Raw genomic sequence first — 19,725 nt, forward strand, 5'->3', positions numbered from 1 at the left:
TTTTATTCTTTCACTTTGAAATACAAAGTACTTTTAAAAATCAATTATGGAAAACAGAGAAGAAACGGTGTTCGAACGCATCAACAACAGTTTCAAAAATTCGGTAAGCATAAAGTTGCTCTCCATGGGCTTTCTTATAGCTATTTTGCTCATTCCCAATTCAATGATTAAGTCATTGATAGCTGAAAGGCAGCTCAATCAATCCGAGGCCATTCGAGAAGTATCGGAAAAGTGGGGTGCACCGCTTGAAATAGCAGGCCCAATTCTTACCATTCCCTTTGAGCGAACATTGAAAGATGAGGGCAAAGTATACACTACAAAGCATTTTGCTCATTTCTTGCCCACTACGCTGAAAATCGATGGAAATCTAAATTCAGACCTGCGCAAAAGAGGCATTTATGAAGTCATTGTTTATAACTCAGAACTCAAATTAGAGGGCAATTTCGATGAAATAAGTTTTGAAGATTTCCATATAGATGAAAACAGAATTCTTTGGAATGAAGCTTTCGTTTCTCTCGGAATCCCAGACATGTCGGCCATTCAAGCAGATATTCCCATTACTTTCGGAGATAAAACCTATAGAACTGAATCTGGTATTCCAACTTCTGACATTATAAACTCGGGGGTAAATGCCAAAGTGAAAATAGATAAGTCAAACAAGCCAATCCCCTTCTCTCTTAAAATCAATGTAAACGGAACAAAGTCATTGAGCTTTCTTCCCTTAGGCAAGCGAACAACAATTCAATTAACATCCAACTGGCCACACCCAAGTTTCGATGGCCAATTTTTGCCCGATACTTATGAAATTCAAAATGATGGCTTTCAAGCGAAATGGTCTGTTTTCGATCTAAACAGAAACTATCCACAGCATTGGGAAGGCAAAACGCATAAAGTTCATGCGTCAAGCTTTGGTGTGGAGCTTTACCAACCTGTCGATAACTATCAGCGCAATACGCGTTCAGCGAAGTATGCTGTGCTTATTCTGTTTCTCACCTTTATCACTTTCTTCTTTGTTGAAATCCTAAATAAAAAGAGAATTCACCCTGTTCAATACATTCTAGTAGGTTTGGCCCTTACTGTTTTCTATACATTACTTCTTTCCCTTTCAGAACAAGTTGGCTTCAACTGGGCCTATTTAATTGCCTCCGTCATCATTGTGGGAATGATTTCGCTATATGCCAAGTCCATTTTGGACAGCAATAAATTAGCCTTCGTCCTCTTCGCTTTCTTCTCCCTGATATACACATTCATTTTCGTCATTCTTCAGCTTGAAGACTTTGCTCTTCTGGTAGGCAGTTTTGGCTTAGTTCTGGTACTCGGCCTTTGTATGTATTTATCTCGAAGAGTGGATTGGTATGGTATTAAACCCAAACAGACAGTTGAACATGCGTGATCGAAAACTCAAATTTATACTGAAAACAGGGCTCTTAATCTTAAGAGCCTACTGCTTATTTCGGCAGCGAAAAAATCAGGAGCGTATTATCGCTGCTTTTCTTCTCATACCCGCTTTGCTGCTTCTGGTGCCTACCTATAGTTTCAAATTGACGCTGCTGCAATCCTTTCTTTTTCAAGCACTTTTGGTTTACGGAAGCCTGAGTGTCTTCTGGATTGTGCGTTATCATTATAGGCTTTCGGGTATCAATTTTATGATTTTCATTCTGCTTTTGGCCAAAGTCAATGGCCCAATTGACATGAGCTATCAAATACAGCAGGGTCAAGAAGAATTGAAAGTTCTTCAATTTAATGTTTTGGCTACGAATGAAGCCTACCAACCCACTATTGAAAGGGTTCTTCAGCTCGATCCTGATTTTGTTTCTTTTCAGGAAGTAAGTGAAGCCTGGGCCGATTCATTGGAAGCTGGCCTTTCGGAAGCTTTTCCTTATTCCAGAGTGGTAAGGCAAAAAGACGCTCATCAGGGTATCGCGGTTTTTAGCAAATATCCGCTAGAAACAGAAGCTCTTTTCTGGAATGGGACAGCCAATATTAGCGGAACCGTAAAAATGCACGATGAGGACATCAACTTCTTAGCCATGCATACGCGCTCTCCAACGAATAGAAATAAATGGAATGCCAGAAATAAGCATATTCAACTGGCTAAAAAATACGTGAGCGAACGCAAGGGTGAGTTTCTGGTGCTCGGAGATTTCAATACCGTGCCTTGGGACAGAAGATTGCTCAATTTTAAGTCGAGTACGGCTTTAAAAGACAGTCGTAAAAAACTAACGCCAACGTATCCTACTTGGAATCCCTTTATCGCTCAAATTCCGATCGATTATATTTTCCATTCGCGGGGAATTGGTTGTCAGTCTTTGGATTCAGTTGAAATTACATCCGATCACAAAGCGATTATGGGCACGTTTCAGATTTCGAAACTTTAGGAATGCTTCCTTTTTTCACCCGAAGAGCAACGAAGGGGTTAAGTATAATTGATATTTGGCCCCTTCGTAGCTCTAGGAAAGAAGGAGAAATTTACAATCCCTTCGTTAAATTGAATCTTTTATCCCATTGTGTTTTTCATCCTGAGCACAGCGAAGGAACCTAAACAGAAGTCAGTAGCTCTTTATCTTGATGCCAAACCAAAGCAGCAGCTCCTAAAATAGAAGCCGATGAGCCTTGTAACAGTGATGGTTCAAGTTTGACTTTATTCTTAAAAACTGGGTGAATATTCCCTTCCATGGCTTGGCGGGTAGGCTCAAAAATGTACTTACCTGCTTGCGAAAGTCCACCTAAAAGAAATATGGCTTCAGGATTGGTGTGGTGTATGGTCTCAGCCAGTTTTGAACCTAAAACCCGACCTGTCATCTCAAAGGCTTCCAAAGCAATTTTATCACCTTGATCGGCAAACTTGGTAATCATATCAGTGGAAAGTTTATCGAAGCTGATGGTTCTCAGCTTGCTTTCTTCCAGTTTATCTGCCAAAAGCTTAAAAATGGTGCGTTTGATTCCGGTGGCTGAAACATAAGTTTCCAAACATCCTGTTCTTCCGCAACGACAAGCTCTCCCATGAGGATCATAAATTACATGACCCAATTCTCCTCCGAAACCATCGTGTCCTTCTACCAATTTCCCATTCGCAAAAATGGCGCTCCCTAAACCTGTGCCTAAGGTGATCACCACAAAATCTTTCATGTCCTTCGCTCCACCGAAAATAAGTTCGCCAATTGCCGCAGCATTCGCATCATTAGTCAGGGTGACTTCAACACCCATAATCTCCTTCATGCTTTTGGCTAGCGGAAGAATTCCCTTCCAAGGCAGGTTGCTCGCATGGTCAATAATTCCCTTTTTTCTAACGCCATGCGGTGTTCCAATCCCAATGCCCACAACTTCCATATAATTGGTGCCTTCTTCCAATTCCTTCTTTATACAGCGTGAAAGTACTTTTATATACGTTTCGAAATCGCCATAACAGCCTGTAGAAATTCGGCCTTGAAAATGAATTTGGCCAAACTGATCCACTGCACCGTATTTGGTGGAAGTCCCTCCTATATCTATTCCTATGGCTACTTTTCTTTTCATCATTTCTTATTTAAGGCGTTTCCATAGTTTGATAAGCGCAAAACCACTCGCAAGAGCGATTGCAGCCAAAACTGCCGCGAGGGACACTTTTCCGTAGATCCAACTTCCCAAACCAAAAAGCGCAGCATAAACCGCAATACAACCAATAACCATGGCTAAGATTTCTCCTGATAGATTTTCTCGCGTCTGAGAATGATCAATTGAAATACCTGAAGCTTCTGCTTTTCTAAAAAAGGTTTTCCAACCTAAAGAAGCAGGCTTAATTTTCTCATAGAAGTTTTTGAGCACTTGAGCATCTGTGGGGCGCGTGAGTAAGGTCATTAGCAGCCAAACCACCGTAGTAATGGCCACACTGATCACCAATCGGTAAGCGTCTTGAATAGGTTCAAACCCAAATCTTTCGTGAAGAACTTCGAAATACACTGCCACCAACAGTGAAATAACCATTCCTGTGATTTCAGTATAGGCATTAATACGCCACCAGAACCATCGTAGAATAAAAATTAAACCTGTTCCTGCCCCAATAGACAACAAAATCTGAAAAGCCTGCACTGCACTGTCGAGAAAAAGAGCTAGCACAGCTGAAAAAACCATCAGCAGCACGGTACTGATTCGGCCCACGGCTACCTGTTCCTTTTCGCTGGCTTCTGGTTTTACAAAGCGTTTATAAAAATCATTAACAATATAACTCGATCCCCAATTGAGATGAGTGGAAAGCGTGGACATAAATGCAGCAATCAGTGAAGCGATTACCACCCCGAGTAAGCCCGTTGGCAAATGGCGCAGCATGGCAGGGTAAGCCATGTCATCATTCACCAATTTAGGGTCTACATGTGGAAAGGCCGATTTGATACTTTCCAAATCAGGGAATACAATCAGAGAAGCTAATGCTATCAAAATCCACGGCCATGGCCTTAGCGCATAATGAGCAATATTGAAGAACAGGGTAGCGCCAAGTGCATTTTTTTCGTCTTTTGCAGAAAGCATGCGCTGAGCGATATAGCCTCCTCCACCAGGTTCAGAACCCGGATACCAAACGCTCCACCATTGCACAGCAATCGGAATAATAAATACCATAAGAAGCGCTTCGCTATTGTTGAAATCTGGGAAGAAATCGAGCTTTGGGATAACAGCTTCATTCGCAATCAGATTGCTTATTCCTCCTACTTCAGGCATATTTACGATTACAGAACAAGCCCAAACAGAACCCACCATTGCAATAAAAAACTGGAAAAAATCTGTGATAAGAACCCCCTTCAGTCCGCCTAAAGAACTATAGATTACCGTAACAATACTAGCCGCCAAAAGTGTTTCGATAGCGGTAAGGCCAAGCATTACCGAACCTAACTTAATAGCAGCCAACGATACCGTTGCCATGATCATTACGTTGAAGAAAACGCCCAAATAAATGGCCCGAAATCCCCTAAGAAAGGCGGCAGCTTTACCGCTGTAACGCAGTTCATAAAACTCCAGATCAGTCATTACTTCTGATCTACGCCATAATCGGGAATAAACGAAAACGGTTAACATACCGGTTAGCAAGAACGCCCACCAGCTCCAGTTGCCTGAAACCCCATTTTTACGAACGATATCGGTTACTAAATTCGGGGTATCGGCTGAAAAAGTAGTAGCGACCATGGAAACTCCCAAAAGCCACCAAGGCATATTTCGGCCGGAAAGAAAGAAGTCCGCAGAAGAAGCTCCTGCACGTTTCGCAATTACAATCCCGATGAGCAGGGAAACTAAAAAGAAGGCGATGATTACGCCCCAATCGATTAATTCTAACTCCATTTTATTCTTCGTTGCTAGCCGTTAATCGATTCACAAGCTGTTCTATATATTCAATTGGCCTTAATTCGGTTCTCCCAACTTGCTCTTTGGCTAATGCTAAAGTCTGTTTTGCACTTTCCAGCCATTTTGAACTTGGCCGTTTGCCTTGATCATAATATTTGATTGCCTCTTGAGCCACTGATGCCGCCTTATTCAATTTTATAGAAAGCTCATAAGCTGGTTGAGCCAAAGGTGCCTTAGCAACTATTTCTGCTAGTTTTGCGTGGTTTTGAGCCCAAAGCTCTAGTGTTTCTTCTAAATTTTGTTTGGCTTCAGGCGACCTGTTTTCTATGAATTTCTCCATAGCAAATCTGAAATCGTTAGAAGTTTTCGTGTCAGCAATACAGGCATCGGCCCACAAGGTGAACGGGCTATATGATTTGTACATAGTACCTCCTGGATTTCGGGTATAGCCCTGCAATGGTCCTGTTAAATCGCTTATCAATTTGACAGATTCGGGATTTTGGCCGTTTGCCAATTTTCTCAAAATCATATTTCGGCCAGCGATATGTAATAAGCCCAGCTCTTCCAGCTGAAGGCTGATAATATCCATTCTTCGATATAAATCTTTTAAATCCTTAACCGATTGAGGGCTCCATAGACGCTCTGCAATGGCAGCAGTCCGTGGCCAAATTCGACTATCAACAGTTTCAGGAATAACCAATTCGGCCCACTGCGTAGCCTCACCCCCAACAATGTTCGCAGCTTGTTCTGGGGTTAAATCGTTTCCTTCAGGCAGCGGATCTACAAAGTAATGATCCTCCACCGAATGCATTAAATCTATATAGTATCCGTTTGAAAGAAAGGTTTGATAGCCTTGCTTGGCCGTATTTAGCAAGGTATCAATACCCCTCCACGATTGTATGACAGCAGTTTTTGGAAGACCTTCTTGACGAATTTCGTCCCAGCCCACCATTTTCTTATTCAATTTTGTAAGCACCTTCAACAATCGCTTATTGAAGTGATTTTGAACTTCGTGATTGGTTGTATAACCATGTTCCTTTTTGAAAGCCTGAATTTTAGAATTTGCGTCCCAATCCTTGCCCTCGTTTTCATCTCCCCCAATATGAAAATATTGATCGGGGAAAATCTGAGCCATTTCCGTAAAAACAGCCTCCAAAACTTGATAAACTTTTTCGTTGGTTGGGTCTAATGTAGGGTCGAAAATTCCAGCATTTCGCTCTATATCATAAGCGTCAACTTGCATGTTGCTGCCTAGCTCTGGCATGGCCGTTAACCATGAGGTAGCATGACCAGGCACATCAAATTCAGGCACAACCCTGATTCCTCGTTCACCCGCATAGGCAATAATGGTTTTCAGCTGCTCTTGAGTAAAATATTGGCCGTCCGAGCCCTTTTGATATAGCTGAGGATAGGATTTGGTTTCCACTCGGAACCCTTGATCATCGGTAAGGTGTAAATGAAGAACATTCATTTTAACCGCGGCCAGCCCATCAATATTTCGCTTGATTACCTCTATAGGCTGAAAATGTCTGGCAACATCCATCATAAGGCCGCGCCAAGGAAAACGTGGACTGTCCTTGATTTCTCCATTAGCTAAAACCGGTTTTTGACCTTCAAAAGCCAACAACTGCAAAACGGTCTCGAGACCATGTATAGCCCCGAGGTCCGTATTTGCATGAAGAAATACTTGATCACTACTTATTTTCAGTTCATAGCTTTCATCTTCTCCCAAAACCAACTTACCGGGTCGGTCTACTTGGATGATGAAGTTGCCCTTTGAACTAATATTATCTTCTGTTACGTATCCAGAATTTAAGAAAACGCCTGTTCTGCCACTTAATCTCTTCAAAAATCTAGTTCCTGCTCCAAAAAGCCTATGATCGGGAGAACCTTGAATGCTGATTTTAAAGTTCTCATCAACCACAAACACTCCAGATTCAGCCTTTACCGACTGAGGTACAGGAATTATATCTTGATATTTTTCTGCCTGAAAGGCATTTAAAAGAAAAGTGTTTACCAGCAGAATCAGCAAAAGGGCTGTCCTGAAATTGCGTTTCAATATGGTCATGGATAAATTTTAAAAGTTGAAGCGCTTAAAGGCTTCCATTGCCTCGTATTCCGCTAAACCCAGCTCGTTGTATTTATGAGCTGTTTCCTTATTTCTGTCTTCGGCTCTTTCCCAAAATTCCCGACTATCGTTGCCTTGGAACATAATACCGTCTTTTTGAGACTGATGCCTGAAAATAGCTTCACGCTTTCTCAAAACTTCATCGGGACTCAATGGAACCGCCATTTCAATTTCATCAATCGGGTATTCGTGCCAAGCGCCTCGGTAAAGCCATAGCCAACAATCTTTGATAGCCTCGTTTCCTTTCAAATTTTGAAGCGCACCCAAAATAGCATCGAAGCAAACTTTGTGGGTTCCATGCGGATCGGCCAAATCTCCCGCAGCATAAATCTGATGCGGTTTAATGTCTTCAATTAGGTTTTGAATTATAGTGATATCCTCTTTTGCTAAGGAAGATTTTTCAACCATTCCTGTTTCGTAGAAAGGCAAATCCAAATAATGAACTTTCTTTTCCGGAAGGCCATAGTAACGGCAAGCACTCATGGCTTCTCCTCTTCTGATTAAGCCTTTGATTTTTCTGATTTCTTCAGGAATTACCTTGAAATTTCTTTTGCCTTTCAGCAGCTTTATCGATTTATCGAAAAACGAAGTGTCTGCATCTTTGGCGTTTTCCATAAGCAATGCCTTTGCAAATTCAGCATACATTAGTGCTTCGTGGTCGCTCACTGCAATATTTCCTGAAGTTTGATAGGCCACATGCACATCGTGACCCTGCTGGATGAGTTGTAGGAAAGTACCGCCCATGGATATCACATCGTCATCGGGGTGAGGGCTGAAGATCAACACTCTTTTTTTGGCTGGTTCCGACCTTTCCGGACGTTGGGTATCATCAGCTTTCGGCTTTCCGCCAGGCCAACCTGTTATGGTATGCTGAAAGTGATTGAACATACTGATGTTTACATCATAGGCTGTTTTTTCCTCAAGTAAATCAGACATGTTGTGATCGTTGTATTCACGATCGGTAAGTTTTAGAATAGGCTTTTTCAGCTTCTGACTTAACCAAACTACCGCCTTTCTCGACATTTCTGGAGTCCAATCGGTATCGCCAACAAGCCAAGGAGTTTTAAATCGGGTAAGATCGGAAGCTGCCAATTCATCCATCACAAAAGTGACATCATCGTGTAGCTGAAGGAAAGTTGCGGGAATATCTGTAGACATTTCTCCTTCAATCGTTTTCACCACGATATCAGATTTTTTAAGTCCCCAGGCCATGATCACAATTCGTTTTGCCTTAAGGATTGTACCAACCCCCATGGTAATGGCCTTTTTAGGAACTTCTTCCATTTGGTCGAAAGCAAAAGCATTGTCGAGCCTAGTAAGGTAATCTAGGGTAACCAATCGGGTGGTTGAAGATTCTTTGGAACCGGGCTCGTTAAAACCAATGTGGCCCGTTCTACCAATTCCTAAAAGTTGAAAATCTAAGCCGCCAAAAGATTCGATGCGCTCTTCGTAGTAAGCGCAATAGTTTCCAATTTGATCATATGGCACCGTTCCGTCAGGAATATTGATGTTTTCAGCGGGAATGTCTACATGATCGAAAAGGTGATAATGCATAAAATAGACATAGCTCTGCACATCTTCTTTCCCTAGGCCATAATACTCATCGAGGTTAAAGCTGACCACATTTTTGAAAGATAAATCCTCCTCTTTGTGCAGCCTTACCAATTCTTGATAAACCTTAATTGGAGATGAACCGGTAGCTAAACCAAGAACGCATTGTTCGTTTCTGTTGGTTTTGTAGCGAATAAGAGAGGCTATTTCTTTTGCAACAGCTACTGCTGCATCGGAAGATTCTTTAAATACATCGGTATGGATTTTTTCAAATTTGGTTTCTTCCAAAGCCGACCATTGTCTTTTGCTTAACCGTGAATTTTGGATACTCTTGGCAATCATATTGAGAAGCGTCTAGTTACGGGTTAGTATACGTTCAAGGTACAATAGGTGATAAGCCTTTTTAAAAAATTTAGCCTAAACGCAGGCTTTTTAAGCCCAATGGAGAGCAGGCCAATTGCCTGCGTTTCAGCTGGAAAAAAGCGCTGATCTTTTATTGACCAACGCCTTTTTATGAATTAGGATGATTGTTTGATTCTTATTTGGCCCACCAAAGAACGGTTCCTTGAGAATCAGCGCCTTGACGCGAAACAGATTCGCCTAAGCTGGCTCCGTTTTTATCTCGTTCGCTGTTTCCATATCTCATTCTTTGAGGGTAACCCCCGTTAGTATCTCCCATGCTGTAGATATCGCTATCGGTAACCCCTGCTGCTAATGAAGCTGGATATCCTGTTTTTCTAACAATAGCCCAACCTTCAAATCCATTAGTATAATTAGCTATCCACCGTTGCGTGTTAATTTTCTCAAGCATTTCATCGGTAGTTCCTGTTAAAGATCCCATTGGAGAAGTTGTAAGGAAAGTAGCAATATCTCCCGCGGCTACACCCCAAAATTCCATTGATTGGGCGATACCTTTCTGATACATATCATTAGCATCTCCAGCAGAAATACCCTTTACAATGGCAAGAGCTCTCATTAAATAAGCATCGGCCGAAGTTAGAATTAGCTCAGGCTTAATAGGAAGACCACTGTTCTTAGGGTTAATAATCCAATCTGCTGGAGTAGAGAAAGTATCCCAACCAGCAAAATCATAAGCAACGCCATTCAATCTTTCTGGCTGACCTATATAATATTGGTTTTCTGCAAAGCTAAGTTCAACTATATCATTTCCTGAGCCATCTTGTGCATCAGCTGTGGTGTAAGCCACGCCTGCATCATCTAAAGTCTGTAGCATTAGATTAAAAGACTTGACCTCCGCTCCTGAAACTGGCTTACGGAATGTCATTGTTCCACCAACCGCTGGTTTAGCATATTTAGAAAGGCGAGGATCATCATTATCTCTTAATAATGAAATCATGGTTTCCGAAACGTGCCATTTAGAGCCAGTTCCACCGAAGTTGTGCCAAACGTCACCATAAGCGCCTGATCTAAACTGATCTATGCCTAAGTCCTTTTCAAGAAGTGCATCTTGATCCGAAGACTCCATTAAAGGGCTAGCTAGCGCTTCAGTTATTGCGGTTTGAGCAAAGTCAGAATTTGGTGCTCCATATGCTCTTGTTCCTAATTTCAGTTTAAGAGTGTTGGCCAGTGTTTTCCATTTCTGAAGATCACCATTAAAAATTACATCATTTGGTGTAATATCTTCCTCAAATTCTCCGGTAGCAGTAGCAGCACCAATGGTTGCCATTGCTTCGTCCAAATCATTGATAAGCGTTTCGTAAATGTATGCCTGTGAATCAAACTTAGGTGTTAAAATATCCAAGCTGCCTGCTTCCGAAAAAGGAATCTCTCCGAAAATATCAGTGAATTTGCTGAAATAAAGTGCTCTTAGAATTCTACCTACGGCATGAGTATACTGATTTTCTCGTCCCCCTCCTTCTTTCGTAAGATTCAGTAAAGAATTGACTGTTCCCAAATAAGGAGACATCCAATCGTAAGTAGCATCGGTATAACCGCCATCATAGGTATATCCTAAACCTCCAGTCCACCAGCAGCCACTAAAACCAAAAGTGAAGTAGCCGGCAAATCGATCTCCATGGATTAAAGGCCCTCTCCAATAAGGGTATCGATCCGGGGCAAAAAGTTTGAATTCAGCGTTGGTTACAAAATATTTGGCCAAAGCCTCATCTGGTGAAATAGCATCTGGTTTTTTATTTATCTCATCAAAATCTGATGTACAAGCGGCCAGTCCGAGTAAACATGCTGCCGCAAGCGATCTATATATTTTTTTCATTGTTTTCTGTTCTGGGTTTAGAAACTCAAGTTGATATTAAACCCTATACTTCTTAAAGAAGGCAGGTTATAATAAAGCACTCCTTGCGCGAATGCTGTTGTACTATAGCTTGACTCTGGATCAAAATTTTGGATCTCCTTTTTCAAGAAAAACAAGTTTCTACCTACCAAGCTAATGGAAGCACTATTCAAGAAAGTGTTGCTCAGTTTAGAGCCAGGGATTCTGTAGGAAACAGAAAGTTCTCTAAGTCTAATATTGGTTTGGTCGTAAACATATGGTGCTGCAATAGACGATAAAGCCCCAAAATATTGCTGCGCTGTAATTTGCTTAGTGTTTGCTGTCCAAACCGGTTCGGTCTCAGTTCCTGTGTTTACTACCCCATCGATTACTACTCCGCCTTCTCTATATTGAAGACTCCTTGATGAAACTCCTGAACCATCAAGACCAGCATCTGCTCCAGAATACACTTCTCCACCAAATCTAGCATCTATCAAAACTTTCAATCCAAAGTTCTTATAAGAGAAAGAGTTGGTAAATCCACCAACCCAGTCTGGCTGATAATTTCCTAAAAGAGATTTGTCAGCAGTCGCCTTTGGTGTTCCATCAGCAGTTACTACCAATTGACCTTGGTTATTTGTTTGCCAAGTGGTTCCATAAATATCACCATAACCTCCACCAACAGTTGCCTGAACAGTTACATTACCGCCATTGGTGCTCGTAAACTGAAAATTGTTAACATCTTCAAGCAAAGACACCAATGTGTTTTTGTTATGAGCTATGTTGAAAGAAGCGTCCCAAGAGAAGTCTGCTGTTTGAATAGGCACTGCACCAATCAAAAGTTCTATACCCTTGTTATTAATCTCGCCCACATTGGTGTTATAGAATTGATAACCTGTGGAAGCAGGTAATGGTACACCCCAAATCAAATCTTTTGAAGTAATATCATAATAGGTAAAATCACCATAGAATCTACCTTCTAACATTTGCCATTCTAAACCTGCTTCGAATGTAGTTACTTGCTCAGGCTTCAGGTTTTCATCAAAAACGGTTTGAGAATTAGAAAGAGAAGTTTTTCCTAAATAAGGCTGGTTATCCAAAATATAATCATTCTGGAGCTGGAATGGTCCTGTATCGTTACCCACCTTAGCAACGCTCACACGAGCTTTGGCCATATTTACAAGTGAGTTGTCCAACGTAAGAATCTCATTTATCAAGAATGACAAACTAGCCGATGGATAGAAGAAAGACCTGTTAGCTTCAGGAAGTGTAGAAGACCAATCGTTTCTACCTGTAATATCTAAGAAAACAATGTCCTGATAGGAAAGTTGGGCAGAAGCGTATAATGAACTCACCTCTTTTCTTCTTTCAAAAGAATAAGAAGGAGTTACAATAGTAGCACTAGCAACAGTGGCTTTTGTAGGAATACTAAAGTTCTGACCAAAAATAGATGATGTTATAGAAGTTGAAATTCTATGGTTTCCTCCCATATTAGCAGAGAGATTAAAGTTTCCTCCCAACTGTTTTGAATAGGTAGCTAAGAAATCGGTATTTAATTCGCTTGCTTTATTATCTGAATAGTTGAATCGACCTCCTCCATAGAACCAGTGACCATAGTTGTTCACCGTTTCAATTTTCTGTTGAGTAATATCCGCTCCTACACGTCCGAAGATTGAAAAGTTGTCAGTTATTTGATAATTCAACTTAACAAAGCCTAAAAGACGATTTCTGGTATCGTCATTTTTATCATTATACATTACCCAATAAGGGTTAGGAGCTCCAGTATTATACGTTCTAACCGAAAGATCATCATTTTGATAATTTCGCAAATCGCTCAGTTGTAAGTTTCTAGGTATTCTATACAAATCAGCAATTACACCTTCTGTTCCCAATGCTGCTCTGTTATTACCTTCCGTTACAGAGTAGCTAACTTTAGAGTCCAATGAAAACTTGTCCGTTAATTGAGTAAAGGCTCTAAGGTTGAAGTTGTTTTTCTGAACATCAGAATTAGGAAGAATAGACTGGGCATCGGTGTTTGTGTAAGAAAAACGAACATTTGAAGTGGCATTTCCGCCATCAATCGCCAATGTGTTGGTAAAAGTTGAACCCGTTCTAAAAAAGTTCTCAATGTTGTCTGACTGAGGAGAGTATGGTCTATTCTCTCCGGTATAATAATATTGATTCGATCCATCAAGCTTAGCTCCCCAAGAGGTGCCTGAAATTGTTGCTTCAGAAATTGCATTTCCGTTTGATCCTTGTCCATATTGATTTTGGAATTCAGGTAACAACATTGGTGTTTGTGTCATATAACTACTGCTAACACTTACTCCAAGCCCTTTTCTTGATGTTCCTTTTTTGGTGGTAATAAGAATTACACCATTACTGGCTCTAGAACCATAAAGAGCTGCCGCATTTGGCCCTTTCAATACCGAAATAGAAGCTATATCGTCAGGGTTGATGTCTGAGATTCCATTTCCGTAGTCATTTCTCGAAAACTCACTAGCAACATTAGAATTTGAAGAACCGAAACCAGAATCGTTCATAGGAACTCCGTCAATAACATATAAAGGTTGGTTGTTTCCTGAAAGCGAATTATTACCACGAATAATAACTCTGGTACTACTTCCAGGGCCAAAAGTTCCTGGAGAAACCACCATACCTGCTACTTTTCCCGCAAGAGCATCAACAGCATTATTTGCCTTTACTGTAGAAACTTCATCGCCCGAAACGGCTGTCATGGCATAACCAATTGCCTTTTTCTCTCTTTCTACACCAAAAGCCGTAACTACAACATCTTCCAGTGCCGTAGATTCTGGAACCAGTGTTACGTTAAGAGTTGTTTGATTGCCAACCGCTACCTCTTTAGTAGTGTAGCCCACAAATGAAAATACCAGGGTTGCTTCTGGCGAAACACTGATTTGGTAGTTACCGTCAGCATCACTGATGGTTCCTTTCGATGTCTCGCCCTTTACCTGGATGTTTACGCTGGGTATCCCCAGACCGTCATCGCTACCGGTAATTTTACCGGTTACCGTTACTTGCTGCGAAAATGCTGTTGCTCCCGAAAAAAGGAGGATCAGCACAACAAGACTTTTAAAAAGTAAATTTCTCTTCATTGAAATAGGTTTAAGATTTTGTCTTTGCTTGAGCATTAACCTTTCAATATTTAGTCGATATCTGCAATTGAGGAAAAAAATTAGCCGAATGGGGATATTTCGTATAAGTTTGGCATTTCAAAAACCGCAAACGTTTGCTTCGATTCAATTAAGAATTTTACAGATGAATAAGCTCCATTGAGCGAATATTCTATGGAATTAGAAAAATATAAGTTGTTTAGTTGGGCAAAAAACACCAACTACATTGAGCAGGTCTGGTCATGCATTTCATTTAGATGCTTTTAACATGAATACCTTATTTTCTAAGCGATATTCCTATGCTCAATACCCCGCCCTTTACCATGGGCTTTTCTGGTTGTGCTATTTGCTCGTCAATATTTTTCGCTGGGGTTATTATTTCAACGACTATAAGTACTCCATAGAATCAAACTTGGTGGAATTTCCGCTTCACATGATTCTGGTGTACTTCACCCTATACTACCTCATGCCCAATTTTTTGCCAAAAAAGGTAGGGCGCTTTATCATACTGCTTTTCGTAGCTACACTCATAGTCACCTTTATTAGGATTATTCTTACCTATGAATTGGTAACTACAGAAGTGTTTAAAGAATCGGGCCGCGAAGAAGAACTGTTTGGAATCAATTATATAGCTGCTGCATTTTTTGGCGAGCTTTATGTATTGGGTGTAGTAACGGCCATTAAAATCACCATCGACTATATCAAATTCAAAAACAAAGCTTCGGAATTACAGAAATCGCAGTTGGAGACAGAGTTGGCTTATCTGAAGTCTCAAATTCAGCCGCATTTCTTTTTCAATACGCTTAACAATCTTTACTCTCTAACCCTTGATAAATCGGACAAAGCCCCCGAAACGGTAATTAAGCTTTCGGAATTAATGAGCTACGTAATTTACGACAGTGCCAAATCCATGGTACCGTTGGAAGATGAAGTCAGCCATATTCAGAATTATATGGATTTGGAAAGGCTCAGATTTGGAGAAAGATTGGATCTTAGGTTCAGTGTTGAAGGCAATATCTCAAATATTGAAGTTCCTCCACTTCTCTTTATTCCTTATATAGAAAACGCCTTTAAACATGGTTCTTCTACCCGAAAAGAGCGGTTTCCAATCTTAATTGCCTTTAGTGTGGAAAACGAAGAATTGGTGTTTCGATGTGAAAACAATATTGCAGAAGAAGAACAACTTTATCCTAAAATGGTGAAGCGTTCTCACTACGGAATTGGCCTTAAAAACACTGAAAGAAGGCTAAAATTGAGATACGAAAACAATTACTCACTTAGGGTAACCAGCCAAAAGGATGTTTATAAAGTAACACTAAAACTACCTATAAAATGATGTACAGAGTATTGATTGTAGATGACGAACCGCTGGCCATCAATGTTATAAAAAGGTATTTACAGGGCTTTCCTGATTTTGAACTTGCGGCCACGGCCCGAAACGCAGTAGAAGCATTCTCAATCATCTCAAAAGATCATATTGATGTGGTTTTTCTAGACATCAACATGCCAACCATGAGTGGTTTGGACTTAATCCGAAACTTAAAAAATCCTCCTTTGGTGGTTATGACCACCGCCTTTAGAGAATATGCCGTAGAAAGTTTTGAATTAGAAGCTTTCGATTATTTGGTAAAACCTATTTCTCTAGAACGTTTTATGAATTCAATTGCCAGAATCAAAAAACGTTTGTCTCTGGGTACTCAGCCCGAAAACATAACGCTCCCTCAATCTACCCCAACCGATAAGGATCACGTTTTTCTGAAAGTGGATAAACGCATGGTGAAAGTTCAGTTTGATGATATTATTTACATCGAAAGTTTGAAGGACTATGTGTGCATTAAAACCAAAACCGAAAAGCTGATTAACCACAACAATTTGGTGAGCATCGCAGAGCATCTTCCGCCAGAACAGTTTGTTAGAATTCACCGCTCATTCATCATAAACCTCGATAAGGTAAAGGCCATTGAAGGCAACTGCATTGAAATAGACGGCAAATTGTTGCCTATTGGCAGAAACTATCAGAAGTCGATCAAAAAGCTGATTCTTGACGAAGAAGATTGATTTGCCCATTGTCTTTATGCATAGTTTCAGACTTCAATTATCCGCTCATTATCAAACTTTAATCTTCGTGAGCGTGTTGTAATTCCATTCGTAAATCCTGACCTTTGCCAATTGTTCATTTTGGCCACTTCTTCATGGAAAAACTTAAGGAAAACACCCCTATAAATCCTGCGCCTATAGACCTTTCTGGCCATGAAAACATTGAGATTTTCGGAGCCAGAGAGCACAACTTAAAAAACATTGATGCGGTAATTCCACGCAATAAGTTGGTGGTAATTACTGGTATTTCCGGTTCAGGAAAATCATCATTGGCCTTCGATACCATTTATGCTGAAGGTCAGCGCAGGTACATGGAGAGCTTTTCTGCTTACGCCCGTTCCTTTATTGGCGACATGGAACGCCCCGATGTGGACAAAATCAACGGCTTAAGCCCAGTTATTTCCATCGAGCAAAAAACAACTTCGAAAAACCCGCGCTCTACTGTGGGTACGCTTACGGAAATTTATGACTTTTTGCGCCTTTTTTATGCGCGAGCAGGCGAAGCTTATTCTTACAAAACTGGAAAGAAAATGATTCGCCAATCGGAAGATCAAATCATTGATCATCTGATTGAAAATTTCGAGGGCAAAAAACTCATTCTTTTGGCGCCTATTGTAAAAGGTAGAAAAGGCCATTATCGCGAACTGTTCGTTCAAATCCGAAAAATGGGCTTTACTCGCGTTCGTGTAGATGGCGAAATGCTTGAAATGGAGCCAAAAATGCAGGTCGATCGCTACAAAACCCACGATATCGAAATCGTGGTCGATCGTATAATTGCCAAGCCAGAAGACCGCTATCGCATTGCTCAAAGCGTGAAAACAGGATTGAATCATGGAAAAGGAGTAATCATGATTCAAGATGAAGCAGGCGATATCCATCACTTTTCAAAGTACCTGATGGACCCTGAAAGTGGCCTTTCTTATGATGAACCTGCTCCAAATTCATTCTCTTTCAATTCTCCTTATGGAGCTTGCCCAACTTGTAATGGTCTGGGTCAAATAGAAGAAATTAGTCGCGAATCGGTAATTCCCGATGATTCGCTGAGTATTAGCCGAGGAGGCATCGCGCCTTTGGGTGAATACCGCGACATCTGGATTTTCAAAAAAGTAGAGGCCATTCTCAAGCGATATAAAATCAACTTGAGTACGCCTATTAAAGATATTCCTGAAGAAGTAATGAGCACCATTTTATATGGTGACGATGTTCCTGTGGCCGTTAGCTCAAAAAAATATCCTGGCACCGAGTGGAACACGAAGTTTGAAGGAATCATCAGCTTTTTGGAAAAGCAGAAAGAGGAAGGCACCGAGAAAACCCGCAAATGGATTGAAGATTTTATGTCGGTTAAAACCTGCCCCACCTGCGATGGTGCCCGACTGAAAAAAGAATCGCTTCACTTTAAAATTGCTGACAAAAACATTTCTGAACTGGCTCAAATGGACATTGATACCCTTTGGGAATGGTTCGAAAATTTGGAAAGCCGACTTACCCATAAGCAACAGGTTATTGCTACGGAAGTACTGAAGGAAATCAGAAAACGAATCGGGTTTTTGCTCGATGTGGGCTTGAATTACCTGATGCTCGACAGACCTCTGAGAACGCTTTCTGGAGGAGAAGCGCAACGTATTCGTTTGGCCACTCAAATTGGTACGCAGCTGGTTGGCGTGCTTTACATTATGGACGAACCGAGTATCGGTTTGCATCAGCGAGACAATGTAAAGCTGATCAAAGCACTAAAAGATCTTCGCGACATTGGCAATACGATTATTGTGGTGGAACACGATAAAGACATGATGCTCGCTTCGGACTACATTATCGACATTGGGCCTGGCGCAGGCCGCCATGGTGGTCAAGTGGTGGCAGCTGGCGATCCCGATAGCTTCCTAAGCCAAGGCAGTACTACTGCGGATTATCTTAAAGGTGAAAAGCGAATTGCTATTCCTGAAAAAAGACGGAAAGGCAACGGAGAAAAGATTGTATTGAAAGGTGCTTCTGGAAATAACCTGAAGGACGTTACCCTAAGCTTGGATTTAGGCAAAATGATTTGCGTAACTGGGGTTTCAGGAAGCGGAAAATCAACCCTGATTCACGACACGCTCTTCCCTATTCTAAACCAACATTTCTACAATTCGAGAAAAACTCCGCTAGCTTATAAGTCTATCGATGGACTTAAACATGTGGATAAGGTTATTGAAGTGGATCAATCGCCTATCGGCAGAACACCACGCTCAAATCCAGCCACTTATACTGGCGTTTTCAGCGATATTCGCACACTTTTTACCGAATTGCCAGAAGCCAAAATCAGAGGTTATAAACCTGGCCGATTCTCTTTTAATGTGAAAGGAGGGCGCTGCGAAACTTGTGAAGGTGCGGGAATGAAGCTCATAGAAATGGACTTTCTACCCAATGTTCATGTGCCTTGCGAAACCTGTAAGGGCAAGCGCTACAACAGAGAAACGCTTGAAGTGAGATTCAAAGGAAAATCCATTTCCGATGTATTGGACATGACGGTTGAACAAGCAGTTGAATTCTTCGAAAACCAGCCGAAAATCCTTCGCAAAATTCAAACTTTGAACGATGTTGGGCTGGGTTACATCTCACTTGGCCAACATGCCACTACGCTTTCCGGTGGAGAAGCCCAAAGGGTAAAATTGGCCACGGAACTTTCTAAGAAAGACACGGGTAAAACGCTTTATATTTTGGATGAACCAACTACTGGTCTTCATTTTCAAGATATTCAGCACCTTTTAGATGTGTTGAACCGATTGGCAGATAAGGGGAATACGGTTTTGGTTATTGAGCACAATTTGGATGTAATCAAAGTAGCGGATTATATTATCGATTTAGGCCCTGATGGAGGTGATAAAGGAGGAAATATCATTGCTGAAGGAACCCCAGAGCAAGTAGCCCAAACTACGGAAGGTTTTACAGCCAAGTTTCTTAAGGAAGAGCTCCTTAACTAAAATAATCCTTCATACTTAACTCGTTTCAACATCCGCAAATTGAGAGACCCTGAAACGAGTTCAGGGTGACAGAAAAGTAGATATTGTAAGTTAAAAGATACTCTCCCTAACTTCGGAGTAAACGGAGAGTACGCTATAGAATATTACGTTAAACTGTCATGCTGAACTTGTTTCAGCATAATAAGCATTTTATAAGACGAGCTATAGTAGGCTAGCACCAAAAGTTAGATCCAACCCCCAACTTTTGCGGTGTTTTCTCTTTGTCTCCGAGTTTCTTGTATCGCTTCAGGGTGACTGCAGAGATTTGATAGCATT

At 41.1% G+C, this 19,725-nt stretch carries 11 protein-coding genes; 5 read left to right on the forward strand and 6 right to left on the reverse strand.

The features are described 5' to 3' along the window. Window positions 1–46: 46 nt before the first annotated feature. Window positions 47–1,393: a cell envelope integrity protein CreD gene (creD, locus tag ACXACJ_RS19225; protein WP_475136045.1), complete on the forward strand. Its 1,347-nt coding sequence runs from the start codon at window positions 47–49 to the stop codon at window positions 1,391–1,393. After that, the gene (locus ACXACJ_RS19230; RefSeq protein ID WP_475136046.1) at window positions 1,386–2,378 is read left to right on the forward strand and encodes an endonuclease/exonuclease/phosphatase family protein; all 993 of its coding nucleotides are present in this window, start codon (window positions 1,386–1,388) and stop codon (window positions 2,376–2,378) included. The genes creD and ACXACJ_RS19230 overlap by 8 nt, the downstream gene beginning before the upstream one ends. A 160-nt stretch (window positions 2,379–2,538) precedes the next feature. Here the strand turns inward: ACXACJ_RS19230 and ACXACJ_RS19235 are convergent, their stop codons facing one another. The 6 genes from ACXACJ_RS19235 to ACXACJ_RS19260 form a co-directional block, all read right to left on the reverse strand. Beyond that, entirely contained in the window at window positions 2,539–3,519 is a 981-nt protein-coding gene (locus ACXACJ_RS19235; RefSeq protein WP_475136047.1) for an ROK family protein, read from the reverse strand. A 3-nt stretch (window positions 3,520–3,522) separates the two neighbouring features. After that, window positions 3,523–5,307: a sodium:solute symporter family protein gene (locus ACXACJ_RS19240; RefSeq protein WP_475136048.1), complete on the reverse strand. Its 1,785-nt coding sequence runs from the start codon at window positions 5,305–5,307 to the stop codon at window positions 3,523–3,525. Between the two features lies 1 nt (window position 5,308). Further along, window positions 5,309–7,378, reverse strand: a complete 2,070-nt coding sequence (locus ACXACJ_RS19245) for a beta-N-acetylhexosaminidase (RefSeq protein ID WP_475136049.1) — start codon at window positions 7,376–7,378, stop codon at window positions 5,309–5,311. A 9-nt stretch (window positions 7,379–7,387) separates the two neighbouring features. After that, complete coding sequence (gene nagB / locus ACXACJ_RS19250; protein ID WP_475136050.1) at window positions 7,388–9,331, reverse strand: glucosamine-6-phosphate deaminase; 1,944 nt, start codon at window positions 9,329–9,331, stop codon at window positions 7,388–7,390. A gap of 196 nt (window positions 9,332–9,527) precedes the next feature. Next, window positions 9,528–11,222, reverse strand: a complete 1,695-nt coding sequence (locus ACXACJ_RS19255) for a SusD/RagB family nutrient-binding outer membrane lipoprotein (RefSeq protein ID WP_475136051.1) — start codon at window positions 11,220–11,222, stop codon at window positions 9,528–9,530. A 17-nt stretch (window positions 11,223–11,239) separates the two neighbouring features. Continuing rightward, window positions 11,240–14,335 carry a SusC/RagA family TonB-linked outer membrane protein gene (locus ACXACJ_RS19260; RefSeq protein WP_475136052.1) on the reverse strand — a complete coding sequence of 1,032 codons (3,096 nt, stop codon included), beginning with the start codon at window positions 14,333–14,335 and terminating at the stop codon, window positions 11,240–11,242. Between the two features lie 286 nt (window positions 14,336–14,621). Between ACXACJ_RS19260 and ACXACJ_RS19265 the strand changes: the two genes are divergently transcribed. The 3 genes from ACXACJ_RS19265 (at window position 14,622) to uvrA (ending at window position 19,410) form a co-directional block, all read left to right on the forward strand. Next, window positions 14,622–15,689: a sensor histidine kinase gene (locus ACXACJ_RS19265; protein ID WP_475136053.1), complete on the forward strand. Its 1,068-nt coding sequence runs from the start codon at window positions 14,622–14,624 to the stop codon at window positions 15,687–15,689. Next, window positions 15,686–16,411: a LytR/AlgR family response regulator transcription factor gene (locus tag ACXACJ_RS19270; RefSeq protein WP_475136054.1), complete on the forward strand. Its 726-nt coding sequence runs from the start codon at window positions 15,686–15,688 to the stop codon at window positions 16,409–16,411. The genes ACXACJ_RS19265 and ACXACJ_RS19270 overlap by 4 nt, the downstream gene beginning before the upstream one ends. A gap of 134 nt (window positions 16,412–16,545) precedes the next feature. Next, entirely contained in the window at window positions 16,546–19,410 is a 2,865-nt protein-coding gene (gene uvrA / locus ACXACJ_RS19275) for an excinuclease ABC subunit UvrA (protein ID WP_475136055.1), read from the forward strand. Window positions 19,411–19,725: the final 315 nt, after the last annotated feature.

The sequence above is a fragment of the Roseivirga sp. AWQ4_251 genome, assembly GCF_056158225.1.